At 60.0% G+C, this 26,295-nt stretch carries 28 protein-coding genes and 5 tRNA genes; 21 read left to right on the plus strand and 12 right to left on the minus strand.

Features of this window, described 5'->3' with window-relative positions; genetic code table 11:
• The first annotated feature begins 93 nt into the window (after positions 1-93).
• A complete protein-coding gene (locus QKD99_RS02710) occupies positions 94-756 on the plus strand; it encodes a hemolysin III family protein (RefSeq protein ID WP_347950658.1) in 663 nt (220 codons plus the stop codon).
• Here QKD99_RS02710 and QKD99_RS02715 read toward each other — a convergent pair.
• A complete protein-coding gene (locus QKD99_RS02715) occupies positions 753-1,907 on the minus strand; it encodes an asparaginase (RefSeq protein WP_347950648.1) in 1,155 nt (384 codons plus the stop codon). The genes QKD99_RS02710 and QKD99_RS02715 overlap by 4 nt on opposite strands.
• A 136-nt stretch (positions 1,908-2,043) precedes the next feature.
• Positions 2,044-3,054, minus strand: a complete 1,011-nt coding sequence (locus tag QKD99_RS02720) for a hotdog domain-containing protein (RefSeq protein ID WP_347950649.1) — start codon at positions 3,052-3,054, stop codon at positions 2,044-2,046.
• Between the two features lie 33 nt (positions 3,055-3,087).
• Here QKD99_RS02720 and QKD99_RS02725 point away from each other — a divergent pair, with 33 nt between their 5' ends.
• Genes QKD99_RS02725 through purM form a run of 3 tightly spaced genes read left to right on the plus strand, consistent with a single transcriptional unit; the run spans position 3,088 to position 6,070 of the window.
• On the plus strand, positions 3,088-3,492 hold the full coding sequence (locus tag QKD99_RS02725; RefSeq protein ID WP_317026927.1) for a sterol carrier family protein: 405 nt from the start codon (positions 3,088-3,090) through the stop codon (positions 3,490-3,492).
• 10 nt (positions 3,493-3,502) lie between these two features.
• Entirely contained in the window at positions 3,503-4,999 is a 1,497-nt protein-coding gene (purF, locus tag QKD99_RS02730; RefSeq protein WP_049360063.1) for an amidophosphoribosyltransferase, read from the plus strand.
• Between the two features lie 18 nt (positions 5,000-5,017).
• The gene (gene purM, locus QKD99_RS02735; RefSeq protein WP_239230571.1) at positions 5,018-6,070 is read left to right on the plus strand and encodes a phosphoribosylformylglycinamidine cyclo-ligase; all 1,053 of its coding nucleotides are present in this window, start codon (positions 5,018-5,020) and stop codon (positions 6,068-6,070) included.
• 89 nt (positions 6,071-6,159) lie between these two features.
• Here the strand turns inward: purM and QKD99_RS02740 are convergent, their stop codons facing one another.
• Positions 6,160-6,357: a DUF3073 domain-containing protein gene (locus tag QKD99_RS02740; protein ID WP_005330028.1), complete on the minus strand. Its 198-nt coding sequence runs from the start codon at positions 6,355-6,357 to the stop codon at positions 6,160-6,162.
• 140 nt (positions 6,358-6,497) lie between these two features.
• Positions 6,498-7,562, minus strand: a complete 1,065-nt coding sequence (locus tag QKD99_RS02745) for a folate-binding protein (protein WP_347950650.1) — start codon at positions 7,560-7,562, stop codon at positions 6,498-6,500.
• 30 nt (positions 7,563-7,592) lie between these two features.
• Here QKD99_RS02745 and QKD99_RS02750 point away from each other — a divergent pair, with 30 nt between their 5' ends.
• A complete protein-coding gene (locus QKD99_RS02750; protein WP_250413435.1) occupies positions 7,593-8,456 on the plus strand; it encodes an aminodeoxychorismate lyase in 864 nt (287 codons plus the stop codon).
• Here QKD99_RS02750 and QKD99_RS02755 read toward each other — a convergent pair.
• Positions 8,453-9,148 (minus strand): FABP family protein, encoded by a 696-nt coding sequence (locus tag QKD99_RS02755; protein ID WP_284814367.1) that lies wholly within the window; start codon positions 9,146-9,148, stop codon positions 8,453-8,455. The genes QKD99_RS02750 and QKD99_RS02755 overlap by 4 nt on opposite strands.
• Before the next feature lie 53 nt (positions 9,149-9,201).
• Between QKD99_RS02755 and QKD99_RS02760 the strand changes: the two genes are divergently transcribed.
• A complete protein-coding gene (locus QKD99_RS02760; RefSeq protein ID WP_347950651.1) occupies positions 9,202-10,239 on the plus strand; it encodes a diacylglycerol kinase family protein in 1,038 nt (345 codons plus the stop codon).
• On the opposite strand, the gene QKD99_RS02765 is transcribed toward QKD99_RS02760, so the two are convergent.
• Entirely contained in the window at positions 10,223-11,050 is an 828-nt protein-coding gene (locus tag QKD99_RS02765; RefSeq protein WP_347950652.1) for a DUF2993 domain-containing protein, read from the minus strand. The two genes, QKD99_RS02760 and QKD99_RS02765, sit on opposite strands and share 17 nt — an antisense overlap.
• A 33-nt stretch (positions 11,051-11,083) precedes the next feature.
• On the opposite strand from QKD99_RS02765, the gene mshD reads away from it, so the two are divergent.
• The 5 genes from mshD to pstB all read left to right on the plus strand — a co-directional run bounded on the left by mshD (position 11,084) and on the right by pstB (position 16,241).
• Positions 11,084-12,001, plus strand: coding sequence for a mycothiol synthase (gene mshD, locus QKD99_RS02770; protein ID WP_347950653.1), 918 nt, complete (start codon positions 11,084-11,086; stop codon positions 11,999-12,001).
• 214 nt (positions 12,002-12,215) lie between these two features.
• Complete coding sequence (gene pstS, locus QKD99_RS02775) at positions 12,216-13,319, plus strand: phosphate ABC transporter substrate-binding protein PstS (protein ID WP_284769289.1); 1,104 nt, start codon at positions 12,216-12,218, stop codon at positions 13,317-13,319.
• 121 nt (positions 13,320-13,440) lie between these two features.
• Positions 13,441-14,487, plus strand: a complete 1,047-nt coding sequence (pstC, locus tag QKD99_RS02780) for a phosphate ABC transporter permease subunit PstC (RefSeq protein ID WP_347950654.1) — start codon at positions 13,441-13,443, stop codon at positions 14,485-14,487.
• A 14-nt stretch (positions 14,488-14,501) separates the two neighbouring features.
• On the plus strand, positions 14,502-15,416 hold the full coding sequence (pstA, locus tag QKD99_RS02785) for a phosphate ABC transporter permease PstA (protein WP_239273290.1): 915 nt from the start codon (positions 14,502-14,504) through the stop codon (positions 15,414-15,416).
• Between the two features lie 51 nt (positions 15,417-15,467).
• A complete protein-coding gene (pstB, locus tag QKD99_RS02790) occupies positions 15,468-16,241 on the plus strand; it encodes a phosphate ABC transporter ATP-binding protein PstB (protein WP_023019857.1) in 774 nt (257 codons plus the stop codon).
• 72 nt (positions 16,242-16,313) lie between these two features.
• Here pstB and phoU read toward each other — a convergent pair whose 3' ends face one another.
• Together phoU and dusB are read right to left on the minus strand one after the other, a co-directional pair.
• A complete protein-coding gene (gene phoU / locus QKD99_RS02795; RefSeq protein WP_239278187.1) occupies positions 16,314-17,042 on the minus strand; it encodes a phosphate signaling complex protein PhoU in 729 nt (242 codons plus the stop codon).
• Positions 17,043-17,143: 101 nt separating this feature from the next.
• Complete coding sequence (gene dusB, locus QKD99_RS02800) at positions 17,144-18,289, minus strand: tRNA dihydrouridine synthase DusB (RefSeq protein WP_239273288.1); 1,146 nt, start codon at positions 18,287-18,289, stop codon at positions 17,144-17,146.
• A 191-nt stretch (positions 18,290-18,480) separates the two neighbouring features.
• Between dusB and QKD99_RS02805 the strand changes: the two genes are divergently transcribed.
• Both QKD99_RS02805 and QKD99_RS02810 read left to right on the plus strand, forming a co-directional pair.
• The gene (locus QKD99_RS02805) at positions 18,481-19,983 is read left to right on the plus strand and encodes an acetyl-CoA hydrolase/transferase family protein (protein WP_239273287.1); all 1,503 of its coding nucleotides are present in this window, start codon (positions 18,481-18,483) and stop codon (positions 19,981-19,983) included.
• 108 nt (positions 19,984-20,091) lie between these two features.
• A tRNA-Lys gene (locus QKD99_RS02810) sits at positions 20,092-20,164 on the plus strand.
• Between the two features lie 31 nt (positions 20,165-20,195).
• On the opposite strand, the gene QKD99_RS02815 is transcribed toward QKD99_RS02810, so the two are convergent.
• The gene (locus tag QKD99_RS02815) at positions 20,196-20,528 is read right to left on the minus strand and encodes a metal-sensitive transcriptional regulator (RefSeq protein WP_005325826.1); all 333 of its coding nucleotides are present in this window, start codon (positions 20,526-20,528) and stop codon (positions 20,196-20,198) included.
• Between the two features lie 82 nt (positions 20,529-20,610).
• On the opposite strand from QKD99_RS02815, the gene QKD99_RS02820 reads away from it, so the two are divergent.
• From QKD99_RS02820 to QKD99_RS02845, 6 genes are all read left to right on the plus strand, one after another.
• Positions 20,611-20,686, plus strand: a tRNA-Glu gene (locus QKD99_RS02820).
• 35 nt (positions 20,687-20,721) lie between these two features.
• A tRNA-Asp gene (locus tag QKD99_RS02825) sits at positions 20,722-20,795 on the plus strand.
• 57 nt (positions 20,796-20,852) lie between these two features.
• Positions 20,853-21,167 (plus strand): DUF4288 domain-containing protein, encoded by a 315-nt coding sequence (locus QKD99_RS02830; RefSeq protein ID WP_269953840.1) that lies wholly within the window; start codon positions 20,853-20,855, stop codon positions 21,165-21,167.
• An 85-nt stretch (positions 21,168-21,252) separates the two neighbouring features.
• Positions 21,253-21,326 (plus strand) — tRNA-Asp (locus tag QKD99_RS02835).
• 19 nt (positions 21,327-21,345) lie between these two features.
• A tRNA-Phe gene (locus QKD99_RS02840) sits at positions 21,346-21,418 on the plus strand.
• 48 nt (positions 21,419-21,466) lie between these two features.
• The gene (locus QKD99_RS02845) at positions 21,467-21,757 is read left to right on the plus strand and encodes a GNAT family N-acetyltransferase (protein WP_284767165.1); all 291 of its coding nucleotides are present in this window, start codon (positions 21,467-21,469) and stop codon (positions 21,755-21,757) included.
• Positions 21,758-21,796: 39 nt separating this feature from the next.
• Here QKD99_RS02845 and epsC read toward each other — a convergent pair whose 3' ends face one another.
• Together epsC and cysK are read right to left on the minus strand one after the other, a co-directional pair.
• Positions 21,797-22,360 carry a serine O-acetyltransferase EpsC gene (gene epsC, locus QKD99_RS02850; RefSeq protein WP_086589216.1) on the minus strand — a complete coding sequence of 188 codons (564 nt, stop codon included), beginning with the start codon at positions 22,358-22,360 and terminating at the stop codon, positions 21,797-21,799.
• A gap of 70 nt (positions 22,361-22,430) precedes the next feature.
• Positions 22,431-23,366: a cysteine synthase A gene (gene cysK / locus QKD99_RS02855; protein ID WP_347950655.1), complete on the minus strand. Its 936-nt coding sequence runs from the start codon at positions 23,364-23,366 to the stop codon at positions 22,431-22,433.
• Between the two features lie 264 nt (positions 23,367-23,630).
• On the opposite strand from cysK, the gene ramA reads away from it, so the two are divergent.
• Together ramA and murA are read left to right on the plus strand one after the other, a co-directional pair.
• Positions 23,631-24,470 carry an acetate metabolism transcriptional regulator RamA gene (ramA, locus tag QKD99_RS02860; protein WP_005325834.1) on the plus strand — a complete coding sequence of 280 codons (840 nt, stop codon included), beginning with the start codon at positions 23,631-23,633 and terminating at the stop codon, positions 24,468-24,470.
• Between the two features lie 21 nt (positions 24,471-24,491).
• Entirely contained in the window at positions 24,492-25,760 is a 1,269-nt protein-coding gene (gene murA, locus QKD99_RS02865) for a UDP-N-acetylglucosamine 1-carboxyvinyltransferase (protein WP_239278180.1), read from the plus strand.
• A gap of 192 nt (positions 25,761-25,952) precedes the next feature.
• On the opposite strand, the gene QKD99_RS02870 is transcribed toward murA, so the two are convergent.
• On the minus strand, positions 25,953-26,295 hold a 343-nt coding region (locus QKD99_RS02870; protein ID WP_347950656.1), incomplete at its 5' end, for a hypothetical protein.

A 26,295-nucleotide genomic window follows, 5' to 3' on the forward strand; every position in this document is an offset into this window, starting at 1 on the left:
GGTTCGTTGCGGCTAGCAGAAGGGAAGTACCTCGTGGCACAGATTCATGCGGATAGTGCGCCGGGGCCGGGCCTTGTCCAGCGCACTTACTGGATGGCGGATCGTGGCCCGAGGCCGCTGAGCCGTGGTTGGGGGCATGCAATAGCGGCGTTATTGTCGGTGATTGCCTCCACCGTGCTCATTACCTTTGCGTGGATGACGCTGCAGTGGTGGCAGGGGCTTGGCGTAACTGTTTACGGCGTGGGGCTGGTGGGCCTCTTTGGCGTCTCGGCGCTCTACCACCGCTACCCGTGGGCGAGTGCGCGTGCCGTGCAGTGGTGGCGGCGGGCGGACCACGCGACCATCTCGGTGTTTATTGCGGCGACGTATACGCCGCTGTGTCTCATTGTGCTTTCGCCGGTGCAAGCGGCGTGGATGCTGGCCGTCGCTTGGGGTGGTGCCGTCTTAGGTGCGGTGCTCAACTTGGTGTGGATCAACCACCCGCGCTGGTTGGACGTGGTGGTCTACCTAGCGCTGGGCTGGCTGGTGCTGCCGCTTTTGCCTACGCTGTGGACGCAGGCTGGTGCGGCCGTCGTCTGGCTGCTCTTCGCCGGCGGCGTGGTCTACTCGCTCGGTGCGCTGGTCTATGGCTTTAAGTGGCCAGGGCGCAATGCGCGCTACTACGGCTACCACGAGCACTTCCACACCGCGACCATCGCAGCAGCGGTGGTGCACCTTGTCGCGGTGTGGATGGTCGTGGTTCAGGGGGCTGCTTAGTCGGCGTCGGGGAAGAGCTCCGCGGGATCGGTGTCGGTGCTGATTGCGGCGGCTAGCAGCATGCGGGCTTGGGGAGCACGCAGGGTGCCAGAGGAGATGACGCCGGCGTCGGCAAGCGTGGCACCGCCACCGGCCCCGCCGTAGATGCCCTCCACCGGGCCGTGATCCACGCGGGTGGTGAGCACAACCGGAACCTTCTTGGCCGCGGCCTTAGCGGCCTGGGCCAACTCGTCGCCGATATTGCCGGCGCCCATTCCCTCAATCACGATGCCTTCGGCGCCGCTGTCCAAGGAGCGCTGGATAAGGTCAGCCGGCGCGCCGGGGTAGGCGGCGATGATATCGACGCGGGTATTGCCCAGCGGCTGATGCTTCAGAGCCTTTGGGCGCTTAGGCTGCTTCTTGCCATTGTTATTGGCAAAGCCATCGGCCTTCGACGTATCGGACTTAAAAGCGCCGCGGGCAGGGATGACGTGATCCGCAAAGGCAATGAAGGTACCGCGGCCCTTGTTCGAAGGGTCAGTTACGGTCTTGACCGCGAGCGCCAAGTTGTCCGGACCATCGGGATCCGGGTCATCAAAGGGGCGCATCGCTCCGGTAAGGGCTACCGGCTTATCGCTGTCTTGGAAGGTATCGACGGCGATGGCGGTCTCTTCCATGGAATCGGTGCCGTGGGTGACCACTACGCCATCGACATCATCACGCTGTAGTTCCTTATTTACGGCCTCGATGATGGTATCGGTATCGTCCAAGGTCATCGCGGAAGAATCCAACTTGGCAATGTCTTTGACCTCTAGCGTGAGCTTGTCCTTGTCAAAGGTGCCGGAGAGGGGCTCCACCAGCTTGGAGCCGGTAACGGTGGGAACCACCGCACCAGTTTTATCGTGCGTGCTGGCAATGGTGCCGCCGGTGGAAAGGACCACCACGTGGCCCTCGGCAGTGGCGTGTGGGCCCTCGTTTTCCGCTGCGGAGGCCTCGGTGGTCTCTGCGGGTGCGGCGCTGGTCGCGCTGTGTGGCGCGGAGGACTCGGGTGCCGCGGCCGAGGTTTGCTCCTCGGGGTGGCTATCCGGATTCTGGCAGGAAGCCAAAAGGCAAGCGGAAGCGACTAGAGCAAGGCCGGCACGGGCCGAGCGACGCATTGTTGAGGTGTGCATAGTCCCTCGTTTCTGTGTGTGGGAGGCGAAAGCGGGCGGCGGGAATCGTCGGCCGCATATACGTCTATCTAACGCAGAAAGACGGGGAGCCCGCTGCCACTATGGACTTGCTAACACCGAAACGAGGGGATAACAGCTAGTCGATGTGCTGATTCGACGGCGCCACCACTAGCGGCTTCGGCGAGTACTTGGCGCGCAGTCCGCGCAGGAGGGTGGCGTGCTCGGCCAGGCGCTTGTCTTCCTCGGTATGCGGGTGGAAGGGGCGGGCTACCTGCGGCTGGCCATCGTGGTCCAGGGCGATATAGGCCACGGTGGCATGAATGGCGGTCTGCAGGTTATCGCGGCCACCGCGGGGATTGCCGGAGCGGACGTGGATGGACATCTGCATGGAGCGGGTATCGGTGCGCATCATGCGAGCGTCGACCTCGATGAGATCACCGATGGAAATAGGCCTGTAGAAGCGGATGCCGCCGGCGTAGACAGCAACGGTGCGCTCGGCGGACCACTCCATGGTGCAAGCTGCACCGGCCTCATCGATCCACTGCATGGCGGTGCCGCCGTGGACTTTGCCGCCCCAGTTGACGTCGGTGGGCTTGGCCAGGAAGCGGTTGACCATGCGCGGGGCGTCGGAAGGCCCGTTGTAGGTTTGCTTTTCCATCTCTTCCTCGATGGCCTTGCGCAGCTCAATGCGGGACTTGGCGGCCTCTTCCACGCGGCGTTGCTCATCGGTCTCCGGAACGAAGGGCGGCACTGGGGTGGACTTGCCGGTGGCAGGGTCCTTGGCTACGAAGATGACCAGGCAATCGCAGGCGCGGGTAAAAATGCCTTCGCGCGGGTCGGCAGAGAGCACCTCGTTGACGATGTGCATGGAGGAACGGCCGGTCATAGCGATGCGCGAGCGGACCTCCACGATGTGCCCGGAAGGGATCGGCCGGGTGAAGTGAATATGGCCCACGTATGCGGTCACGCAGTACTGGCCGGACCATTGCACGGCGCAGGCATAGGCCGCCTTGTCAATCCATTCCAGGACGCGGCCACCGCTGATGCCGGGGGCGCCGGCCATGGTGACGTCGGTTGGCGATGCCATAAAGCGCAGCGTCAGCGCCGGCGATTTCTGATTTTCCGCAACGGAAGGCGTAGGTGACATAAACAACAAGATAACAGTAGCTATGATGTAGCTATGAAAAAGCCCGTCGATCCCGCAGCCACCCGCGCGGCCGTTATGGCCATCAAAGACTGGATTGCCGCCCCGGCGGAGCACGATAAGCCTGGTAGGGCCCTGCTTGCCGACGCCGTACGTCGCACCGCCCGCACCCTCGAGGCCGACGCGCCGGGCCATTCCGTGGAGCTGCGCGTACCCCCATTTGTTGCGGTGCAATGCATTGAAGGGCCCCGCCATACTCGCGGCACCCCACCCAATGTGGTGGAGACCGACCCGGAAACCTGGCTGCGCCTCGCCACCGGATTGGCGGACTGGGAAGAGGTCGTAAGCACTGGTCGCGTCGATGCTTCCGGCTCCCGCGCGGGCGAAATTGCGCAGTGGTTGCCGCTTATTCCGTTAGTTTCCGGCGGCGCGACAGGCTAATATAAACGCCGTGGTAGAAGTACATACTCCTAGTATCACCAATCTTGACGATCATAATGAGCAGGAGCCCCGCGAAGAGTGCGGCGTCTATGGCGTGTGGGCTCCCGGGGAGGAAGTCTCCAAGCTGACCTACTTTGGTCTCTTCGCCCTGCAGCACCGTGGCCAGGAGGCTGCCGGCATTGCGGTGGGCGATGATGACCGCATCGTCGTCTTCAAGGACATGGGTCTCGTGGCCAATATCTTTGATGAGTCCACCCTGTCCGCCCTCCAAGGAAACGTAGCGGTGGGCCACACGCGCTATTCCACCGCCGGCGGCAAGGAATGGTCCAATGTCCAGCCGATGTTTTCTACCTCCTCCACCGGGGTAGACATCGCCCTCGGTCACAACGGCAACCTGGTCAACTACCTGGAGCTGCGCGAGGAGGCCGTGCAGCGCGGGCTAATTAAGCCGCACGAGGAGTCCGTATCTGACTCTATGTGCTTGTCTATGCTGCTTGCCGACGGCGTGGATGAAGACACCTCCGTCTTCGACTCCGCTCGTGACTTGCTCCCGCGCGTGAAGGGCGCATTCTGCCTGACCTTTACCGATGGTCACACCATGTACGCCGCGCGCGACCCGCACGGCGTACGCCCGCTGGTCCTCGGCCGCTTGGCCAAGGGCTGGGTGGTGGCCTCCGAGACCTGTGCGCTCGATATCTGCGGCGCTCAGTTCATCCGCGAAATTGAACCCGGCGAGCTCGTCGCCATCGATGAGGCTGGCATCCGATCCGTGAACTTCGCGCCAGCCAAGCGCCACGGCTGTGTCTTCGAGTACGTCTACTTGGCCCGCCCGGATAGCGATATCAAGGGCCGTTCCGTCAACGCCTCCCGCGTGGACATCGGCCGCCGCTTGGCCCGCGAATACCCGGCCGAGGGCGCGGACCTGGTCATCCCGGTTCCCGAATCCGGCAACCCGGCCGCCGTGGGCTATGCCCGCGAATCCGGCATTACCTTCGCCCACGGCTTGGTCAAAAACGCTTATGTGGGCCGCACCTTCATCCAGCCCACCCAGACCCTGCGCCAGCTGGGCATCCGCTTGAAGCTCAACCCGCTGCGTGAAGTCATTAACGGCAAGAAGCTCGTCGTGGTGGATGATTCCATCGTCCGCGGCAATACCCAGCGCGCGCTCATCCGCATGCTGCGCGAGGCCGGCGCCGCCGAGGTGCACGTGCGCATCGCCTCCCCGCCAGTGAAGTGGCCGTGCTTCTACGGCATCGACTTCGCCTCCCCGGGCGAGCTGATTGCCAACGCCAGCCCCTCCGACGATCCGGAAACCGTCTGCGCCACTATCTGTGACACCATCGGCGCCGATTCCTTGGGCTTTGTCTCCATCGAGGAGATGGTGGCCGCCACCGAACAGCCCCGTTCCGAGCTGTGTACCGCCTGCTTCTCGGGCGAGTACCCACTCGGCCTGCCCGCCGGAAACTCCAATGCAGACGCCGTGCGCACCCTGCTCGGCACCGAATAACAAAGGACACCTGAAACCATGAGTGACAATACTTACGCAGCAGCCGGCGTCAGCATCGAAGAGGGCGACCGTGCCGTGGAACTTTTCGCCCCGCACGCCAAGCGCGCCACCCGCCCTGAGGTTCTGGGCGGTCTTGGCGGCTTTGCCGGCCTGTTCAAGCTCGGCGATTACAAGGAGCCCATCCTCGCCGCCGGTTCCGACGGCGTCGGCACTAAGTTGGCCGTGGCCCAGGCCATGGATAAGCACGACACCATCGGCATCGACCTCGTCGCCATGTGCGTGGATGACCTCGTTGTCTGCGGCGCGGAGCCACTCTTCCTGCAGGACTACATCGCCGTGGGCAAGGTCGTGCCGGAAAAGGTAGCCGAGGTAGTCAAGGGCATCGCCGAGGGCTGTGTGCAGGCCGGCGCCGCGCTGCTGGGCGGCGAGACCGCCGAGCACCCCGGCATGATGGAAGAAAACGAATACGATGTCTCCGCCACCGCGGTCGGCGTCGTTGAGGCCGATGGTGTACTCGGCCCAGACAAGGTCCGTGATGGCGACGTACTCATCGCCATGGGCTCTTCCGGCCTACACTCCAATGGCTACTCCCTGGCCCGCCACGTCCTGCTGGAGCAGGCTGGCATGCCTCTCGACGGCCACGTGGAAGAGCTTGGCCGCCCCCTCGGCGAGGAGCTGCTGGAGCCCACCCGCATTTACGCCAAGGACTGCCTGGCGCTGGCTAGCGAGTGCTCCGTATCCACCTTCTGCCATGTCACCGGTGGTGGACTGGCTGGCAACCTCGAGCGCGTCATCCCAGAAGGCCTGGCGGCCGATATTAACCGCGCCACCTGGACCCCGGGCCAGATCTTCAAGCTCATCTCCTCGGTGGGCAAGGTGGAGCTGGCGGAAATGGAGAAGACCTTCAACATGGGGGTCGGCATGATTGCCGTAGTCAATCCTGAAGACCGTGACCGTGCCCTGGCAATGCTTACCGCACGCCACATCGATGCGTGGGAGCTGGGCACCGTCCGCTCCGCTTCCGGCGAGGAGCCGCGCGTGGTCATGCACGGCGAGCACCCCAACTTCTAGCGGGGCCCTGCCCCTGCCAGGGGAAGGTATGAGGAAGGGCCCTAGGAGATTTCCTAGGGCCCTTGAGCTATCCGGCGGCGAGCGGAAGATTAGCGTTCGTCGCGGTCGTCATCATCCCATTCGTCGACGTAGTCGGCGTATGGGTCATCCTCTTCATAATCGCGGGAGTCACCCTCTTGCTGTGCGGCGAGTTCCCGTTGCAGGGACTCGATATCCATCTCGGGTGAGTTGTACTTGAGCTGGCGTGCAACTTTGGTCTGCTTTGCCTTTGCGCGTCCGCGTCCCATGTGCATGACCCCCTTGGGTTAGTAGGGCGCGCCAGGGATTCTTGGGCGCCCCATCGACTTGTCTATTGAGTATCTTCCTGTAAGACACAATAGCCTGTGTGACGAAAAAATTCCGCACCGCCCCCTAGCTAGTGGGAGATTTAGCGCCCGCGCAGCCGGTTTACTGCCTCGCGCCCAGCCTTGGGGCCCTCATCCTCGGGGATGGAGGAAGGATCGATAGACGCCGCGGTATCGCCCACTTCTAGGGCGCCGACGTCCAGCGCAGAGCGCTTCACTAGGCCTAGGGCGATGGGGCCGAAATCGCAGTCATCCACAATCGTGCCGATGCGGCCTACCTTACGTCCATTGAAAGTAATGTCATCGCCCACATTTGGACGTTGCGGCGCGGAGCCGTCGAGGTGCAGCTGCACCAATAGGCGAGGAGAGCGGCCCAGATTTTCTACGCGCGCCACCGTTTCCTGGCCGCGGTAGCAGCCCTTACTGAGGTGAACGTGGGCCGGATTGGCGGCGCTGCGGCTGATCCACTGCGGTACCTCGTGGGGGATGGACTTATTATCCAGATCCGCCGCCAGCTCCGGCTCGCGGGCGCGGACGCGCTCGGCAGTAAACGCCATGAGCCCCGCTAGCCGTGCACCGGATTCCTCCAGGTGTTTCGTTGCCTCGACCAAGGATTCGCGCGGAATGCCCAGGTCAACGCGCTTGATTCCCGGCCACTGGACCTGGCGGGAAAACTCCACCATGGGTGGAAGCGAAACATCGGCCTCACCCAGAAGAGTGAGTATGGCGATATCGGCTTCCTCTACGGTTACCTCGGACCAAAAGACCATCATGGTGAGGAACTTAAAGAGGGAGTCGAATTGCGCCGCAGGGACGTCGATAAGAAAGGCATCGTCGGTCCGCACGATATCCATGTGGTGGAGGATATGGCCTTGGATGTCCAGGTCGAGGGCGCCGGCGGTGAAACCCACGGGGGCGTCGTCAAGCTTTTGTGAAAGCAGATTATTCAGAAACTCGGCGGCGTCCTTGCCGCTCACGCGAATGACGCGGCGCTGGGAGCGGTCAATGACGATGGTGCCGCCATCGGCGGCCCGTTGCTCGCCCAGCGGATTGCCATAGTGCCAGGCCACGCCCTGGGCATCGAGTACGGTCGCGTCCTGGTGCTCCGCGGCACCGGCGCGCTGCAGAAGAGGCGAAGAATAACTCACAACTACCGATGGTAGGGCATAATCAAAAGTATGAAGTTTTCGCCGCGAAAAGAGCCGGTCATCTACGTTGTGGAGCCCTTTGGAGGGTCGGTACGCAGGCACATGCCCGCGCTGCCTCTCATCTATGCCGACGATGCCGCGGTCACCCGCGGCGACGGCATCTTTGAATCCCTGCTCGTACGCGGAGGCAAAGCCGCTAACCTGCAGCGCCACGCGCAGCGCTTCTGCGATTCAGCCCGCACGATGAACCTGCCAGAGCCGCCCATGGACAAGTGGGAAGAAGCCACCCGGCTCGCCATCGCGGACTTCTGCGGGGACGAGCAAGGCGATGCTAAATGCACGTGGACCTATACCCGCGGGCGCGCCTCTACGGGGCGGCCGAGCGCGTGGGTTGTTGTGCAGCCGATTGAGGACAAGGTGCTAGAGCAACGCGCCCACGGTGTCGCCGTCATGACAAGCCCCCGCCTGTGGCACGTTGCGGAGGAATTGCCCGCCAAGACGCTCAATTACGCGGCCACCATGGCGATGCTGCGCATGGCGCGGGAGAAGGGCTTTGAGGATCTCATCCTCACCGACCCGGACACCGGAGAAATTCTTGAAGGCGCCACCTCTACCGTGGTGGCCGTCAAGGGCGAGAAACTGCGCACCGCCGCCGGCCGCGGCATCCTGCCCGGCACCACGCAAGCGGCGCTCTTCGCGCACGCCAAAGAGAAAGGCTATCGCTGCAAGGCCAAGCCGCTGACCGTGGAGTATCTGGAAAAAGCGGACTCGGTGTGGTTGGTGTCCTCGGTGCGCGTTGCCGCGCGCGTAACTAGGCTCAATGATAAAAAATTAAAGGCCCCGGACAACGTGGACGTCATCCGAGACCTTATTGATGCAGCGCTTGGGGCTTAGCCGGCGATGCGGGTGAGCTCCGCGGACATGTAGGGGCGCATCTCGCCATCCACCATGCGCTCGTCTACCCAGCCCAGATTGTTATTGGGCATGAGGCCGTACATGCGCTTGCCTGGGCCCAAGTTCTTCGGACCGGTTTCCGTGACCATGGTGGAGGCGGATTCCAGCTGCCATGCGCGGTCATTGAAGGGTTCGCCGTAGAAGATTTCCACGATGCCGGTAGAAGAGGTGTAGGTGACCTCGATTTCATCCTTTTCCGAGATGCGCCAGAAGCCGTTCTCGCGCACAGACGGGCCTTCCGGCTTGCCTTCGGTATCGATCTTCCAAGTACGGGAGCTAAAGGTCAGGTAGTTTTCGCCATCGTGAGCGATGACCAGCTGCTGGCCAAAGGTGTACTCCTGACCCTTCGTATCGTGGGCCTGGCCCTCGCCCTGCCAGACGCCAACAAGGGGGAGAAGTCCCAGCAGGCCGTCGTGCAGCGACGGGCCCTGGCGCAGGTTCGCGGTATCGTCCGGTACCGGGGTATCGCCCAGCTCGAGAGCGGGGATATTGCGGCTAGCGGCGTCCTTCCACTGCTCGGCAGCTTGGTTCACGGCATCGTTGCCGTTGAGTTTTCCAGGATCATTTTCCGGGTGGGAAGCCGCGGTGGTTTCGATGTTTTCAGGGGTGGTTTCATTATTATTTTCGCTCATGGGCGTCCAGCCTAGTCGTGCACCCGCCTTTTTAACTACTAGACTTGGGCCTCGTGCATGCATTGATGATCTCGAATCCAAACTCGACCTCACAAACCAACGCCCTCTTCCGCCAAATCGTTCCTTCCCTACAAGCGGTAGAGGGACTGCACCTCAAGGTTCAATTTACGCATTACCCTGGCCACGCAGAAGAGATGGTCAAGGGAATGACCAGGGACGACTACGACGTCATCATTGCTGTGGGCGGAGACGGAACCGTCAACGAGGTAGTCAACGGGCTCCTCGGTCCGGCGGATGAGCAGCGCCCCGATCCGCAGTCCATCCCGGCGCTGGCCGTAATTCCTACCGGTTCCGCCAATGTTTTTGTGCGCGCCCTAGGGTTCCCCAACACCCCAGTGGAGGCCACCCATGTGCTGGCGCGCATGCTCGACCGGGATCTGCGCCGCACCATCTACCTAGGAACGTGGAACGAGCGGTGGTTTGCCGTCAACGCCGGCTTCGGTTTGGACGCAGACGTGTTGGCGCGAGTGGATCGTGCCCGCGAGCAAGGTTTTGCCGCCACCCCGCTGCGCTACCTCAACGTCGCCATTCGGGCCTGGAGTCGTGCGCGGAAGAACCCACCGCATATTGCGGTGACAGCCGAGTCCAGTGATGGCGAGCGGCTGCACAAGAATGATGTGCCGCTGATGTTTACCTCAAATACCAATCCGTGGACATTCTTGGGCCCGCTGCCGGTGGTGACAAATCCGCGCAACTCCTTTGATGAGGGATTGGCTCTGTTTGGGCTGGAGGAGTTTAGCGGGCTCGGCGGCGTCGTCGGCCTGCTGCACCTCTTCGGTGCCGATAAGCGCGGATGGCTCAATACGCTCACCAAAGAAAAGACGGTGGCCTTCGACGACGCCATGCGGGTTGAGCTAGTCTGCCGCGAACCGCAGCGCTTCCAAGCCGATGGAGAATCGGAGGGGCGCTTTGATGCGGTTACCTTGGCCTCCGTGAAGGATGCCATCGAGGTATTCGCCCCGCAGGATAGGAGAGAGGTCCATCAGCGCACGATGAAGGAAGTTCTCCGGGACTTTATTCGTCTGCGCTAGTCTGCGGCGCGGGGCCGACCCGGTGCTTGGTATCGGCGGCCTTCTTTTCCGCCTCTTCCACGGCTTTTTGCTCCGAGCCTTCAATCTCTAGCGGGGAGAGCTGGGCCAGCTGCACCTTAATATTGCGGCGCTGTACCTCGAAGGAAATGGTGCCGCCCTGCATCTTTACCGCGGTTGCTTGGGCCGGAAGAGGTAGCTGCCGGGTATCGAAGTTGAGGGAAAAGGCCTTTTGCAGGCGCTCATCGTCCGTGTCATAGACGTGCATGCGAAACTCCGGACCAACCAGGCGGAGGGTGACCTTGGCGGTGGATTTGTGGGCGTCGCCAGGCAGGGTGCCCGTTAGCTCTGCTTCTGCAGAGGTGCCACCGGAGGGGGAAATATCGTCTGGGTTAGCAATCGAGAGATCGGTAATCCCCAACAAGCGGCCCAGCGCCACACCATCCAAAGAAATGCCGCGCGAGTAGGTGGAAACGGGCGCGCCCTCAATATCTCCATTCATTACCTGCTCTGGGGTGACGGTGATATCGCGCAGCACGGTCGAAGCATTGACCATGCCCAGCTTGGGCACCTCCACATCCAGCGCCTTGACCTCGAGATAAGGGATTTCCTTCGAGGCCGCCGCCCACACGTAGGGGGTGCCGCCGATGAAAACATCCGGCGTATTATCCAGCCGCGAATTGGCTTTCACAGCTTGCGCCACCTTGTGTTCCGTGTGCATAGCCACGCAGGCATCCGCCACCCAGGCCGCAAGGAGCACACACACCACGAGGAGGACGTGCACGATGCGCCGGTCAATCTTTAGAACACTCACCCTTTCATTCTTACCCTACGTATTCTGGGCCCTATGACTAGCAATGCCTTTAAGATTACGGAAGAAGACCTGCCGGACGCCCCGGAGCTGGCTCGCCGCGTAGAAGCGCTGGCTGAGCAGGCTGAACGCCAGGATGGGATGGCGCCGCTGTCGGAGCAATACCTCAACGGTCTTAGTGATTCCCGCCTGGAGCACCGCCACCTGGTGGCCTGGGTAGGGGAGGAACCGTGCGGCGTAGCCGGTTTGGAAGGGTCCACCGCCGAGCTATTCATTGCTCCCGACTTCCGCGGGCAGGGCTATGGTGCCGCGCTTTACGACGCCGCCGCTAAGACCCCCAACCTCCACGCCTGGGCCCACGGGAACCTGCCGGCGGCACAGGCGCTCGCGCACTCCCGCGACCTACAGGTCACCCGCAAGCTGGTGGTCATGGGTATCGGGGGAGAAGAGCTCGCAGCGGCCGCCCGCCCCGAAGGCTTGCCACTGACCGCCTTGAATTACACCGAGACAGTGGATAAGTGGGGCAAGGACTTTGTGGAAGAGCAGTGGCTCAAGGTCAATAACGAGGCCTTTTCCTGGCATCCCGAACAAGGTGGCTGGGATCTCGATCGCCTGCATCGTGGCATGGAGGCAGACTGGTTCGACCCCGCAGACCTGCTTTTCCTGTGGGATACGGCAGATGAGCCGGCACTGGCCGGCTTCCACTGGACCAAGTGGCATGCGGAGGAAACTCCGGGCTTCGGTGAGGTCTACGTGGTGGGCTTGGCGGAAGATTACCGCGGCAAGAAGTTGGGCGGTCCGCTGCTGCAGATTGGCCTGCGCCGCATGGTGGAAAAGGGGGCTCAGCGGGTAATTCTTTATGTAGAAGCGGATAATGATCCGGCACTGAAGGCGTACGAGCGCCTAGGCTTTGAGGTTGATGAAGAACACGTCGTATGGGGCGTGTGTGACTAACGTCATGGGTTGAGCTGTGTTTGTTCACCCAGTGTTTACCTCTTGGCACCCTTTTGGTCAGATCCTGCGGATAGCTTTACACCCTGTGAGTTAACCGCACCTGTGCGCCTGCATCTCGCCTCAGAAGGCGGAGCGGGATGCAGGAAATATCTCTCTAGGAGATGCGGTTTCCTCGGACAATCAATCTCTGATCTGCACCGGAAAGGGTTTTCCCGTGATTCGCAACTTCAAGCGCACTGCCGCAATCTTCGGCATCGTAGCCGCAACCTCCACCGCTCTCGTAGCTTGCTCTGAGGAGTCTGGCTCCTCCTCCGACTCCGCTGGCGGCGAGGACGTCTCCGGCGAGCTCGTCGGCGACGGCGCATCCTCCCAGCAGAACGCAATGTCCTACTTCCAGACTGCGTTCTCCGAGGATCACCCAGACGCTTCCCTGTCCTACAACGCTTCCGGTTCCGGCGCCGGCGTTGAGGCCTTCACCAACGGCCAGGCTGACTTCGCTGGTTCTGACTCCGCTCTGAAGGAAGACGAGGGTGAGGTCGAGGCTGCCGCTAAGCGTTGCGATGGCAACGAGGCATGGCACCTGCCAACCACCATCGGTCCGGTTGCCATCGCCTACAACCTGGGTGACACCGAGATCAACCTCTCCACCGAGACCCTGGGCAAGATCTTCAAGGGCGAAATCAAGAAGTGGAACGACAAGGCCATCGCTGCTGACAACGAGGGCACCGACCTGCCGGACAAGGACATCACCGTCATCTTCCGTTCCGACGAGTCCGGTACCTCCGCAAACTTCCAGAAGTTCCTGAAGGCCGCTACCGGTGACTGGGACTCCGAGGGCAAGCAGTTCCCAGACGCTGTTGGTGAGGGTGCTAACGGCTCCTCCGGCGTTGCTGACCAGGTTGCAAGCATCGATGGTGCTATCACCTACGTCGAGGCCGGCTTCGCAGACCAGAAGGAAGGCGAGGGCGTCAAGAAGGCCAAGATTGACTTCGGCCACGGCCCGGTTGAGCTGTCCACCGAGTCCGTCAACAAGGCTCTGGAGAACCTGGAGTTCAAGAAGACCGACTCCGAGCACAACATGGTTGTTGACTCCGAGGCACTGTTCTCCTCCGACAACGAGGGTGCATACCCGCTCATCCTGACCACCTACAACATCGTTTGCTCCAAGGGCTACGATGAGGAGACCTCCAAGCTGGTCAAGTCCTTCTTCACCACCGTCCTGGATCATCAGGATGACCAGCTGGCTGAGCAGGGCTTCATCCCAGTTGAGGGCGCACACCTGGACAAGCTGAAGGCTGCTGTTGACGCTCTGCAGTAAGCGCTAAAGCTGTAAAAGCTTAATACCTCCCGCCCCCACTGCCGCACACGATTCGCGCTTTGGGGGCGCAGGTATGTAACGATATTTTCCATTTTTAACGCTGAAAAGGATTAACAGTCTCATGGCAGACAATAATCTCACCACGGCTCCAGAGCAGACGGATGCAAACGCCACCTCTGCCGAGCGAGTCTCCAACAGCGGACACGACGAGGTAGTTGCCACCAGCTCCAATAGCGGCGTTAAGCGCCCGGGTGACCGTATCTTCGAGTTCCTGTCCACTGCTTCGGCAACCCTTATCACCGTCATGATTGCCGCCATTGCCGCCTTCCTGCTCTGGCGTGCGGTTCCCGCACTGGGCGTCAACGACGGCGGCCTCATGGGCTTTTTCACTTACGGTGGCCGCTGGGAGACCTCCGATACCTCCGCGATGAAGTTCGGTATCCCAACCATGTTCGGTACCACCGTTCTCATCTCCGTCTTCGCCCTCCTGCTGGCTATGCCGGTGGCCCTAGCCATCGCCATCTTCCTGTCCAACTACGCGCCTGCCCGCTTGGTTAAGCCGCTCGGCTTCCTCGTGGACATGCTCGCTGCAGTTCCGTCCATCGTCTACGGCCTGTGGGGTTGGCAGGTTCTTGGCCCGGCACTGTCCGGCTTCTACTCCTGGCTGGAATCCTGGGCCGGTGGCTTCTTCCTATTCCACGTCTTCGATAACTCGCCGTCGTTTGCAACCGGCCGCAACCTGTTTACTGGTGGCATCGTGCTTGCCGTGATGATTCTGCCGATCATCGCTGCTACCGCGCGCGAGGTCTTCGTGCAGACCCCTCCAGGCCAGGTGGAATCCGCCCTGGCTCTGGGCGCTACCCGCTGGGAAGTTATCCGCATGACCGTTCTGCCATTCGGCATGTCCGGCTACATCGCCGGCTCTATGCTCGGCCTGGGCCGTGCACTGGGTGAGACCATGGCGCTGTACATGGTTGTATCCCCGCTGATTGACTTCCGCTTCTCGCTTTTCGACGGCGGCACGACCTTCGCCACGGCCATCGCCCTGGCATCTGCCGAGTTCGGTAACGAGATGCGCGCTGGTGCCTACATCGCCGCCGGCCTCATGCTGTTCTTGTTGACCTTCGTGGTCAACGCAATTGCCCGCGCCATCGTGAAGAGTAAGTAAGGAGGGGAGGATCAATGACTACGACTACTAATGCCAAGCCTGCCTCCCAAGGCGGCGCGACCTTCCTGGACATCTCCGGCTCCCGCAAGATGACCAATAACATCGCCACCGCGGTGGTCTGGGGCGCAATGATTCTGGCCATGGTTCCGCTGGTGTGGGTTCTGTGGGAACTCATTGCCCGCGGCAGTGGCGTCATCCTCAACCCTGAGTGGTGGACCGCTTCCCAGCGCGGCATCATGAATAGCTCTTCTGGTGGCGGTGCCGCTCACGCCATCGTGGGTACCTTTGTCCAGACCATTCTGGCCTCCATTATCTCTATTCCGATCGGCATCTTTACCGCCATCTACTTGGTGGAGTACTCCAAGGGCGGCTGGCTCGGCCGCATCACCACCTTCATGGTGGACATCCTGTCCGGTGTGCCTTCCATCGTTGCGGCCCTGTTCATCTTTGCCATGTGGATCACTCTGTTCGGCTTTGGCCGCTCCGGCTTCGCCGTGGCGTTGTCCCTGGTGCTGCTGATGATTCCAATTGTGGTGCGCAATACCGAAGAGATGCTACGCGTGGTCCCCATGGATCTGCGTGAGGCGTCCTACGCACTCGGCGTTCCGAAGTGGAAGACCATCGCCCGCATCGTTCTGCCTACCGCACTGTCCGGCATCGTCACCGGCATCATGCTGGCGATTGCTCGCGTGATGGGTGAGTCCTCGCCGGTGCTGGTCTTGGTTGGTTCCTCCTCCGTCATCAACTGGGATGCCTTCAAGGGCTCTCAGTCCTCGCTCCCGCTGATGATGCTGGATATGTACAAGGCCGGCGCACAGCCCGCCGTACTGGACAAGCTCTGGGGAGCAGCGTTGACGCTGGTTATCCTGATCGCCGTCCTCAACATTGCGGCCCGCATCGTTTCCGCGAAGTTCTCGGTTAAGAAGTAAACGCCGTACCACTCGATTCCGCCATACACTTGCTAGAGGAGAAACTCCCAAATGTCTAAGCTCGCGCTCAATGACGTGAACATTTTTTACGGCGACTTCCACGCCGTGCAGAACGTGAACATGCAGATCCCGGCCCAGGCCGTGACCGCATTCATCGGCCCTTCCGGCTGTGGTAAGTCCACCGTGCTGCGCACCATCAACCGTATGCACGAGGTTATCCCTGGCGCCTCCGTGAAGGGTGAAATCCTGCTGGATGGCACCAATATCTACGGACCGAAGGTTGACCCGGTATCCGTACGCAATACCATCGGCATGGTCTTCCAGAAGGCAAACCCATTTCCCACGATGTCCATCGAGGACAATGTGGTGGCAGGCCTGAAGCTGTCCGGTGAAAAGAACAAGAAGAAGCTCAAGGAAGTTGCGGAGAAGTCCCTGCGCGGCGCCAACCTGTGGGATGAGGTTAAGGATCGCTTGGACAAGCCAGGCGGTGGCCTCTCCGGTGGTCAGCAGCAGCGTCTGTGCATCGCCCGCGCTATCGCCGTGGAGCCAGAGGTATTGCTCATGGACGAGCCTTGTTCCGCACTGGACCCGATTTCCACCCTCGCCGTGGAGGACCTCATCCATGAGCTGAAGGAAAACTTCACCATCGTTATTGTGACCCACAACATGCAGCAGGCAGCCCGCGTGTCCGATAAGACCGGCTTCTTCTCCCTAGAAGCAACCGGTAAGCCGGGCCACCTGGTGGAGTTCGACGACACCACCAAGATCTTCGAGAATCCTTCTCAGAAGGAGACCGAGGATTACATCTCTGGCCGCTTTGGCTAAAGAGTAAGAGAGATTGTCCGAGAGAAAGGGGGCCGGTTTGAACCGGCCCCCTTCTTTGACGCTTAAATCCGTCTAACGGCGAAACTGACGCTCGAGTTCTGCCATCCGTGCTTCAAATTCGGCGTCCTTTTTGTCCTCCTCTAGCTTCTTGGCGTAGACATTGGGCAAGAGACCCGTGGTCAGATAGATGATGTGGCCGGCCACGGAGACGCAGTGGTCCGCATAGCGCTCGTAGTAGCGCGTAATTTGTGAGGTCTCAACGGCTTCGCGCACGCTGCCTTCCCATTCGCGCTGAGTCAGGATGCGCAGAATATGGGAGTTGATATCATCCACTGCATCATCGTCGGCACGGAGGTTGACGGACAAATCCGCATCAGGGGTGACGAGGATATCGTGCAGCACCGACCCCATTTCTTCAGTGAGGCGGTACATCTCCTCGAAGTAGCCGATGTAATTCGCCGGTACCACGGCGTCAGGGTGGCGGCGGCGCGCGGAGTCCGCGATGTGCTGGGAAAGCCGGCCCATGCGGTAGAGATCCTCCACGATATAAATCGAGGAGACCACCTGACGGAGGTCCTGCGCCATGGGGTTTTCCAGCGCCAAAAGTGTTACAGCACGCTCAGAGCACCTAACGCGGATCTCATCTAGCTCCTCAGTCATGGTGAGGGCATCTTCCGCGGAGTCCAAGGCGCCTTGCAGTAGTGCCTGCGAAGCCTTATCCAAGATGGTGCGCACGGTATCGCACATCACGATGAGGTCATGGGAGAAGTTATCTAAGTGTTCCCTGTAGGCGGCACGCATGCCAAAGATAATAGCGAAAACTTTTCGCTTTTGCGCAACTTAAGAAGGGGTTAAATGCACGATTCCTGTATGTATTTAGCTGCTCTTAAATTGCTGTCAGGCTATCCGCCGGAATTCATAATGTCCGCAGCAACGGGAACGCAATCATCCTCGGGATCGTCGAGCCAGCCATCCGGCAAAGCCACCTTGGATGGCGAGCCCTGGCGGCCGCGGGCTCCGTCGGCGTCGGCAGCCAGGGCGTCGGAATCCGCCCAAGGCGCAAGGAGCTCACGCAAGGCATCGAGGGAATTGACCTTGGCTAAGCCCGCGCGGACCTGGCCACCAACCGGGAAACCACGCAGGTACCAACCGATGTGCTTGCGGATATCGCGGGAAGCATTGTCCTCGCCATCGTGCTCCGCCAGTAGCTCTGCGTGGCGAAGGATTACCTGGGTTACCTCGCCCAGGGTGGGCTCTGCCGGAATTGACTCACCGCGCAGTGCGGCGCCGAGCTCGGCAAAAAGCCACGGGCGGCCGAGGCAGCCGCGGCCTACCTGCACGCCGTCGCAGCCGGTTTGTTCCATCATGCGGCGGGCATCCTCGGCACGGAAGATATCGCCATTGCCCAGCACTGGCACGCCAGTATCTGCCAGATGTTCTTTGAGGCGCGCGATTTCGTCCCATCGTGCTTCGCCGGAGTAGCGCTGAGCGGCGGTGCGGCCGTGTAGGGTAACGGCGGCGGCACCGGACTCGACGGCGATACGCCCGGCGTCGAGATGCGTATGGTGCTCGTCGTCAATGCCCACGCGCATCTTCACCGTGACCGGGATATTGGTTCCCTCGGTGGCCTTGACCGCGGCGGAGACGATATTGCCAAAGAGGCGTCGCTTATAAGGCAGCGCGGAACCGCCGCCGCGGCGGGTCACCTTGGGAACCGGGCAGCCAAAGTTCATATCGATGTGGTCCGCCAGGTTTTCATCGACGATCATCTTCGCGGCTTTATAGGTATATTCCGGATCCACCGTATAGATCTGCAGGGAACGGGGATCCTCCTGCGGCGCAAAGGTGGTCATGTGCAGCGTCTTTTCATTGCGCTCAACCAAGGCGCGGGCTGTGACCATTTCGCAAACGTAGAGGCCAGACACCGTGCCGGTGCGCTCCAGCTCTTGCTCACGGCACAACGTGCGGAAGGCAACGTTGGTTACCCCCGCCATCGGGGCGAGGATGACGGGGGAGGAGAGATCGTAGTGTCCAATGCGCAAATTCACGCCCCAATTGTGCTAGTTAACGGGGGAAAATAGCAACCGGGCCCACAGTGGCGCCGTCCCCTATTTCTGCTTTATGGGGTAGGGATCACACAAGAGTGGTGGAAATCTTGCAAAGATTCGCTAATGTGGGCTGTGTAACTATTTAGGACGGCCGTTATTTTGGCTGGACCCTTAATGAAGGAGGATTACCCTTGTCCGAAAGAATTGCGTATGCCCCATTCGAGAAGCTCGTAGTTTCCGCAGAAGAGGCTGCTCAGCACGTCAACCACGGTGACCGCGTGGGCATTTCCGGCTTCACCGGTGCTGGCTACCCCAAGGGTCTGCCCACCGCTATTGCAGAGAAGGCCAAGGCTCTACATGAAAAGGGCGAGGAATTTAAGATCGACATCTTCTCCGGCGCTTCCACCGCCCCGGACTGCGATGGCGTTCTGGCGGAAGCTGAGGCGATTCGCTTCCGCTCTCCTTATAACTCCGATCCCACCCTGCGTAAGCAGTTCAATGATGGAACCGCGCTTTACCAGGATATCCACCTGTCTCACTCGGGCCAGCAGGTAGAAGAGGGCTTCTACGGTGACTTCCAGGTAGCCATTATTGAGGCCGTGCGCATTACCGAAGAAGGCCACGTGGTGCCGTCCTCCGCAGTGGGCAATAACCTCGAGTTCATCGAGGCTGCCGATAAGATCATCATCGAGATCAATGAGTGGCAGTCCATCAACCTCGAGGGCATGCACGATATCTACCGCATTGAAAAGCTGCCTAACCGCCAGCCAATCCCTATCACTAAGCCGGGCGACCGCATCGGTACCACCTACATGGAGGTCCCGGAGGACAAGGTTGTCGCAGTGGTTAAGACCGATGCCCCGGACCGCAACGCGCCGTTCAAGGAACCGGACGAGATTTCCGAGAAGATCGCCGCCAACTTCATCGAGTTCCTCGAGGGGGAGGTTGCTGCGGGCCGCCTCGAGTATGACAAGTTCATCATGCAGTCCGGCGTGGGCAACGTCCCCAACGCCGTGATGGCCGGCCTGCTGGATTCCAAGTTTGAGAATATTCAGGCCTATACCGAGGTCATTCAGGACGGCATGCTCGATCTCATCGATGCGGGCAAGATGACCATGGCTTCCGCCACCTCTTTCGCGTTGTCCCCGGACTACGCAGAGAAGATGAATGAGGACGCAGAGCGTTACCGCAAGCACATCATCCTCCGTCCGCAGCAGGTTTCCAACCACCCAGAGGTCATCCGCCGCGTCGGCCTGATTTCCTCCAATGGCATGATTGAGGCCGATATCTACGGCAACATCAACTCCACCAACGTGTCCGGCTCTCGCATTATGAACGGCACCGGCGGCTCGGGTGACTTCACCCGCAACGCGTATATCTCCACCTTCGTTTCCCCGTCGGTGGCCAAGGATGGCGCAATTTCCGCACTGGTTCCGTTCGTGTCCCACACGGACCACACCGAGCACGACACCATGGTCATCATTACCGAGTACGGCGTAGCCGACCTGCGCGGCCTGGCGCCGAAGGAACGCGTGGAGAAGGTTATCTCCGTGGCACATCCGGATTACCGTCCGTTGCTCGAGGAATACTTCAACCGTGCCAAGGAAAACAAGTTCCAGCACACCCCGCACGACCTGAAGACCGCCTTTGACTTCCAGGTCCGCTTCATGGAGAAGGGCGATATGCGCGGCTAATGTAGCCACGCCCCGGCAGGCGCTCAGCGGCGAGCTGGGCGCCTTTCGCTTGCCGACGCCCCCTAATTAGGACTTTGCAAATACCGCACGCTAAAATGTAGCGACGTTGGGCCTTTAGCTCAGTTGGTAGAGCTACGGACTTTTAATCCGCAGGTCGTGGGTTCGATCCCCACAGGGCCCACAACTGGAGCCACCTTTTTGGGTGGCTCCTTTTAGTTTTTGACCATCTTCTTAATGGCGCGCATGGCCTCTTCTAGTTTCTCGGTGGCTACCTCACCGTCCTCGGCGGCGGCGCCGGCCACACAGTGCTCAATATGGTCTTCTAGGAGCGCCAGTGAGACATTCTCCAGCGCCGACTTCACCGCCGAAATCTGGGTAATGATGTCGATGCAGTATTGGTCTTCCTCGACCATGCGGTGGATGCCGCGTGCCTGCCCCTCAATGCGCTTGAGTCGGGCAAGGTAGCGATCCTTGCTCTTAGAATCCGCGTTATATCCGTGTACGTGCGGCTCGTGGCAGGAGCACGTTTGATGCTGGTCAGACATGGTTCCTAATCTTTCTTGGGGAGCGATTTTGTAACTAGGTGAGGTCTCCAGTATATTTCTAGAGGTCGCCTTAGCGCGACGGGCCCCCATCGTCTAGCGGCCTAGGACACTGCCCTTTCACGGCAGCGGCACGGGTTCGAATCCCGTTGGGGGTACCAACACGAAAGTGTTGGTTCGAATTGGATATTCGATTGGCCTTGTGGCGCAGTTGGTTAGCGCGCCGCCCTGTCACGGCGGAGGTCGCGGGTTCAAGTCCCGTCAAGGTCGCAGAATGAGCAGCAATCGATTCGGCGGTTGCTGCTTTTGTTTTGTTAGGCTGGCGCTATGGAGCCATACGTCGGAATCGCTGTCTTTGAACTCGCCTCCCAAAGCTCGGAGCATTCTAACTTCTTCCGAGAGGACTTCTTTCTCGTCTATGCAGGCTCGGATGAGGAGGCGCACCGGAAGGTCGAGGCACGGGCCCATGAGCAAGAATATGAGGGCCTGTGGCTGCGCCACATTGTCGATGTCGCACCCGCTCTCTACGGCCATGTGGATCGAGATTGTGACCTTTACTCGCGGCACTTTGCTGCAATGGAAGACTATGAGCGCTTTGAGATGAACTTGGGCGGAAAAGATCCGCTGGAGAGCTCTAAATAGCTTTCTGACGTGCTGATTTGGTGAGCATTGGGAGTCTTCTGTAAAGTAACTATCCGTGCCCAAGAGGGCACGCATAATTAAAAATGGCCCTGTGGCGCAGTTGGTTAGCGCGCCGCCCTGTCACGGCGGAGGTCGCGGGTTCAAGTCCCGTCAGGGTCGCGGAAACCTTCGGGTTTCTGGCCAGATAGCTCAGTCGGTAGAGCACACGCCTGAAAAGTGTGGGGTCGCCAGTTCGATCCTGGCTCTGGCCACAATAATGGCTCCTCGTAAGAGGGGCCATTTTGCTTTAGTATGGGCACATGGAACACGCTATTGCACACCAGCCCGATAAGTCCCGCTACGTCCTTACCGTGGACGGTGTCGAGGCGGGCTCGTGCCACTATGTAGACGCAGACACGACCCGCGAGTTCAACCACACGGTCATCAAGGATGCTTTCCGTGGTCAAGGATTGTCCGCGCCGCTGATTAAGGCCGCGCTTGACGACGTCCGGGGCGTCGGCAAGCAAGTCATTGCTTCCTGCTCCGCCGTGGCGCGCTTTATAGAAAAGAATCCCGAATACCGCGACCTGCTGCGCCCAGAGGGCATATAAAAGCGGCCCACAGTTGCCTGTGAGCCGCTGGGAGAGGATTTAGATGTAGTAGTCGGGGTCAACCAGTTTGATGCGCTCATTCGGGTTGCGCGGACGGTTCTTGGCCGGAATGCCCACCGCGATATGCTCCGCGGGAACGTCCTTCGTCACCACGGCATTGGCGCCAATAGCCGATCCTTCACCGATTGTAATCGGACCGAGCACCTTGGCGCCCGCACCGATGGTGACATTGTCTTCGACGGTGGGGTGGCGCTTGGTCTGGGTAAGGACCTGGCCGCCGAGGGTGACGCCGTGGTAGAGCATGACGCCATCGCCAATCTCTGCGGTTTCACCAATAACGATGCCCATGCCATGGTCAATAAAGAACCGGCGGCCGATAGTGGCGCCAGGGTGGATCTCCACGCCGGTAAAGAAGCGGTTAATCTGCGCCAAGATGCGCGCGGGCCCGCGCAGCCCGCGCTTCCACATCCAGTGCGAAATGCGGTGAGACCACACCGCGTGGAGACCGGAGTACACTACTGCATTTTCGACGTCGCCACGTGCGGCCGGATCGTGATCTCTTGCATTTGCTAAGTCTTCACGGATGTAGCTCATAATGTTCATGCCCACATAGTACTGGCATAAAAAAGGCACCCGCCAAGGTTGGCGGGTGCTTTTATTCAAGCGAAGCAATTTAAGCTTCGCGGATGTCCTCGAAAAGGATGGTGGAGACATAGCGCTCACCAAAGTCCGGCAGGACAACCACGATGGTCTTGCCCTCGAACTCTGGGCGCTCCGCCAGCTTCAGAGCTGCGGAAACGTTGGCGCCGGCGGAGATGCCAACCAGCAGGCCTTCCTGGGTAGCCAGGTCGCGGGATGCCTTGATGGACTCCTCGGTGGTGGCGGTAAAGACTTCGTCGAGAAGCTCGCGGTCAAGTACCTCAGGAACGAAGTTAGCGCCGATGCCCTGAATCTTGTGCGGGCCAGCGTGGCCTTCAGACAGGACAGGGGAGTCGGACGGCTCAACCGCAGCCAAGTGCAGGTCTGGGTTCTTGGACTTCAGGAAGCGGCCCACACCGGTAACGGTGCCGCCGGTGCCTACGCCAGCAACGAAGGCGTCAACCTTACCCTCGGCGTCTTCCCAAATCTCTGGGCCGGTGGTCTCCTCGTGAATCTTCGGGTTCGCCTCGTTAGCGAACTGTGCGGCAAGGATGGCGTTATCGGTCTCGGCGACGATTTCATTCGCCTTGTCGACGGCGCCCTGCATGCCAGCCGCACCAGGGGTCAGTACGATTTCTGCGCCGTAAGCGCGCAGCAGCACCTTGCGCTCATTGGACATGGTCTCCGGCATGGTCAGAATGACCTTGTAGCCCAAGGTGGCGCCAGCCAGCGCCAGGGCGATGCCGGTATTGCCGGAGGTGGCCTCCACGATGGTGCCGCCCGGCTTGAGCTGGCCGGACCTTTCAGCGGCCTCAACGATGGCCTTGCCGATACGGTCCTTGACGGAATTTGCCGGGTTAAAAGACTCAACCTTGGCAAGCACGGTAGCGCCCTTGCCCTCGGTAAGGCGGTTCAGGCGGACCAGTGGGGTGCCGCCGATGGTTTCCATGATGTTGTTGTAGACAGCCATTTTGTGGACTCCTTTGGGAATCAGATTTGGGTTCAAATCGCGTACAACGCAAGCGTACACTACACAAGTAGACCAGTCAGTATATAAATTCTAGACCGGGCATTCGGGCATTTCATGTGGGATTGCAGCGCCAGATAAGCCGAGGGCGATTTCGAATTACCCCCACATGCTGTCTATACTTCCACTCAGTTGCCCGCTGATCCCCAAATTCCCGGGGGAGGACGGGTACACCTGCTTGGTTACCCCCGACGAGGAAAGAGTCTCATGGAGTCGCATCGCCTCAAAGATGATGAAGAATCCGTACGCGCGGCCCTGTCGTCCCTGAAGACCGCTACAGGTATTCCGGTGACGATGTACGCCACGCTGCTGCCCGATAATCGCCTGCAGATCACGCAGTGGGTGGGGCTACGGACCCCAGCGCTGCAGAATCTGATCATTGACTCCGGCGTCGGTGTAGGTGGCCGAGTGGTCAGCACTCGCCGCGCGGTAGGTGTCTCCGATTACACTCGTGCCACCACCATTTCGCACGAGAATGACCGCGTAATCCAGGATGAGGGCCTGCACTCCATCGTGGCCGTGCCCGTTACTGTGCAGCGCGAAATTCGCGGCGTCCTCTACGTAGGCGTGCACTCCCCAGTTCGTTTGGGCGACAAGGTCATTGAAGAAGTGACGATGACCGCGCGCACCCTAGAGCAAGACCTGGCCGTTAATTCCGCCATGCGACGTGCCGATGGGTCCAAGGGTGGAGCGGCTCGGGGCCACGTCATGAACGGTGCCGAGTGGGAACAGGTCCGCTCCACCCACTCCAAGCTGCGCATGTTGGCCAACCGCGTAGAAGACGAAGAACTGCGCAAGGAGCTAGAGACGCTGTGTGACCAGATGGTCTCGCCGGTGCGCGTGAAGCAATCTACCAAGCTCTCCGCCCGTGAACTCGACGTTCTCTCTTGTGTGGCCCTAGGCCACACCAACGTAGAAGCGGCCGAGGAAATGGGGATCGGCGCAGAAACCGTGAAGTCTTATTTGCGCTCGGTAATGCGCAAACTCGGTGCGCATACCCGCTACGAGGCGGTTAATGCCGCCCGTCGCATCGGCGCGTTGCCTTAAGAACCGGTAGCGTAGGCAGTTGTGAAAGATCAGTTTATTGTTTCCGGCGGTGCCCGCCTTGAGGGCACCGTTAAAGTAGATGGCGCAAAAAATAGCGTCTTGAAGCTCATGGCCGCATCCTTGCTGGCAGAGGGCACTACGACGCTGACCAACTGCCCAGAAATTCTGGACGTCCCCCTCATGAAGAAGGTTCTTGAGGGGCTCGGCTGCGAGGTAGTCATCGAGGGCTCTGAGGTCCGGATTACTACCCCTGCACAGCCGCAATCCAACGCGGATTTCGACGCGGTCCGCCAATTCCGCGCATCCGTCTGCGTGCTCGGGCCTTTGACGTCACGCTGTGGCCACGCAAAAGTAGCGTTGCCCGGTGGTGACGCGATTGGCTCCCGTCCGCTCGATATGCACCAGACCGGCTTAGAGAAGCTCGGCGCCACCACCCGTATTGAGCATGGTGCCGTCGTGGCAGAGGCTACGCACCTGCGTGGTGCGAATATCCGCCTAGACTTCCCGTCCGTAGGCGCAACCGAAAATATCCTTACCGCTGCGGTTCTCGCCGAAGGCGAAACCGTCCTCCATAATGCAGCTCGCGAGCCGGAAATCGTCGATCTGTGCACCATGCTCAAGTCCATGGGTGCCGACATCGAGGGTGAGGGAAGCTCAGTGGTGACCATCCGCGGCGTCGATAAGCTGCAGCCCGCCCAGCATGAGGTTATTGGTGACCGAATTGTGGCAGGCACGTGGGCGTATGCTGCAGCCATGACCCAGGGTGATATCACCGTGGGTGGAATTTCCCCGCGCCACCTGCACCTGCCGCTAGAAAAGCTGAAGTCCGCCGGCGCGGAACTAGAGACCTATGAGAATGGTTTCCGCGTGCGCATGGACCAGCGACCACAGGCTGTGGACTACCAGACCCTCCCATTTCCGGGGTTTCCCACCGACCTGCAGCCGATGGCTATTGGCATCTCTGCCATTGCGGACGGAACGACCGTCATTACGGAGAATGTCTTTGAATCCCGTTTCCGGTTTGTGGATGAAATGCTGCGCTTGGGTGCCGACGCCCAGGTTGACGGCCACCATGTAGTAGTCCGCGGTAAAGAACGACTCTCTTCTACTCACGTGTGGAGTTCCGATATCCGTGCGGGTGCCGGTCTTGTACTTTCTGCACTATGTGCGGATGAGACCACTACGGTCCACGATGTTTTCCACATCGACCGCGGATATCCCAACTTTGTAGAAAATCTGCAGCGCCTCGGTGCCACAATTGAAAGAACTCAAGAAGAAGAGCTCTTTTAACGACATCCCCAGCACACCTTTTTCCGTTGTGTGCTGGGGATTTGGCATTGTTGAAGAGGGTGGACTACATTTATCCAAGTCGCCGCGAGGTAGCCGGGAGGTTACTTCTTTGCGAATTTTGTACGGGCTTGGTTCAAGGATTTGACAGGGTTCAATGAGTTGAGTAGGTTTGTACGAGCCGCCAACGAGAGGTTAACGGAAAGTTAATTTTTTGTGGTGTGCGGATGATGTTTGAGAACTCAATAGTGTGCCAATGTACTTTTTATTTTTTGTGTGCATGGTTGTGTGTTGATTGGTTTGTCTGCCAGCAGGCCTAGGTGGTTTGTTGGTTGGTGTGTGCCGGTTGGGTATGTGGAACACGTACCTTATTTGAATGCTGTTTGGTGTTTCGGCTGCATTGAGATGGATTGGTTGGCATGTGATTGTGTTCAACTTTTTGGTTTCCTCTTTTTTGACCCCGTCGGGTTGAGGGAACCGTTTATTTTTCTTTGTAGTAATTTTTTGGACGCCAGCACAGGCTTTTGTGGTTTGTGGC

This window comes from Corynebacterium sp. c3Ub_189, assembly GCF_039907195.1.
Classification (GTDB): Bacteria; Actinomycetota; Actinomycetes; order Mycobacteriales; family Mycobacteriaceae; genus Corynebacterium.

Coding starts and splice junctions, on each gene's coding strand:
- epsC (WP_086589216.1), bottom strand. CDS start 22,360: ATGAACATTATGAGCTACATCCGTGAAGACTTAGCAAATGCAAGAGAT.
- purM (WP_239230571.1), top strand. CDS start 5,018: ATGAGTGACAATACTTACGCAGCAGCCGGCGTCAGCATCGAAGAGGGC.
- QKD99_RS02715 (WP_347950648.1), bottom strand. CDS start 1,907: ATGCACACCTCAACAATGCGTCGCTCGGCCCGTGCCGGCCTTGCTCTA.
- phoU (WP_239278187.1), bottom strand. CDS start 17,042: ATGCGTGCCGCCTACAGGGAACACTTAGATAACTTCTCCCATGACCTC.
- QKD99_RS02755 (WP_284814367.1), bottom strand. CDS start 9,148: ATGAGCGAAAATAATAATGAAACCACCCCTGAAAACATCGAAACCACC.
- ramA (WP_005325834.1), top strand. CDS start 23,631: ATGGAGTCGCATCGCCTCAAAGATGATGAAGAATCCGTACGCGCGGCC.
- pstA (WP_239273290.1), top strand. CDS start 14,502: ATGACTACGACTACTAATGCCAAGCCTGCCTCCCAAGGCGGCGCGACC.
- cysK (WP_347950655.1), bottom strand. CDS start 23,366: ATGGCTGTCTACAACAACATCATGGAAACCATCGGCGGCACCCCACTG.
- QKD99_RS02750 (WP_250413435.1), top strand. CDS start 7,593: ATGAAGTTTTCGCCGCGAAAAGAGCCGGTCATCTACGTTGTGGAGCCC.
- QKD99_RS02720 (WP_347950649.1), bottom strand. CDS start 3,054: ATGTCACCTACGCCTTCCGTTGCGGAAAATCAGAAATCGCCGGCGCTG.
- QKD99_RS02725 (WP_317026927.1), top strand. CDS start 3,088: ATGAAAAAGCCCGTCGATCCCGCAGCCACCCGCGCGGCCGTTATGGCC.
- pstB (WP_023019857.1), top strand. CDS start 15,468: ATGTCTAAGCTCGCGCTCAATGACGTGAACATTTTTTACGGCGACTTC.
- QKD99_RS02815 (WP_005325826.1), bottom strand. CDS start 20,528: ATGTCTGACCAGCATCAAACGTGCTCCTGCCACGAGCCGCACGTACAC.
- QKD99_RS02710 (WP_347950658.1), top strand. CDS start 94: ATGGCGGATCGTGGCCCGAGGCCGCTGAGCCGTGGTTGGGGGCATGCA.
- QKD99_RS02740 (WP_005330028.1), bottom strand. CDS start 6,357: ATGGGACGCGGACGCGCAAAGGCAAAGCAGACCAAAGTTGCACGCCAG.
- QKD99_RS02845 (WP_284767165.1), top strand. CDS start 21,467: ATGGAACACGCTATTGCACACCAGCCCGATAAGTCCCGCTACGTCCTT.
- mshD (WP_347950653.1), top strand. CDS start 11,084: ATGACTAGCAATGCCTTTAAGATTACGGAAGAAGACCTGCCGGACGCC.
- pstC (WP_347950654.1), top strand. CDS start 13,441: ATGGCAGACAATAATCTCACCACGGCTCCAGAGCAGACGGATGCAAAC.
- QKD99_RS02830 (WP_269953840.1), top strand. CDS start 20,853: ATGGAGCCATACGTCGGAATCGCTGTCTTTGAACTCGCCTCCCAAAGC.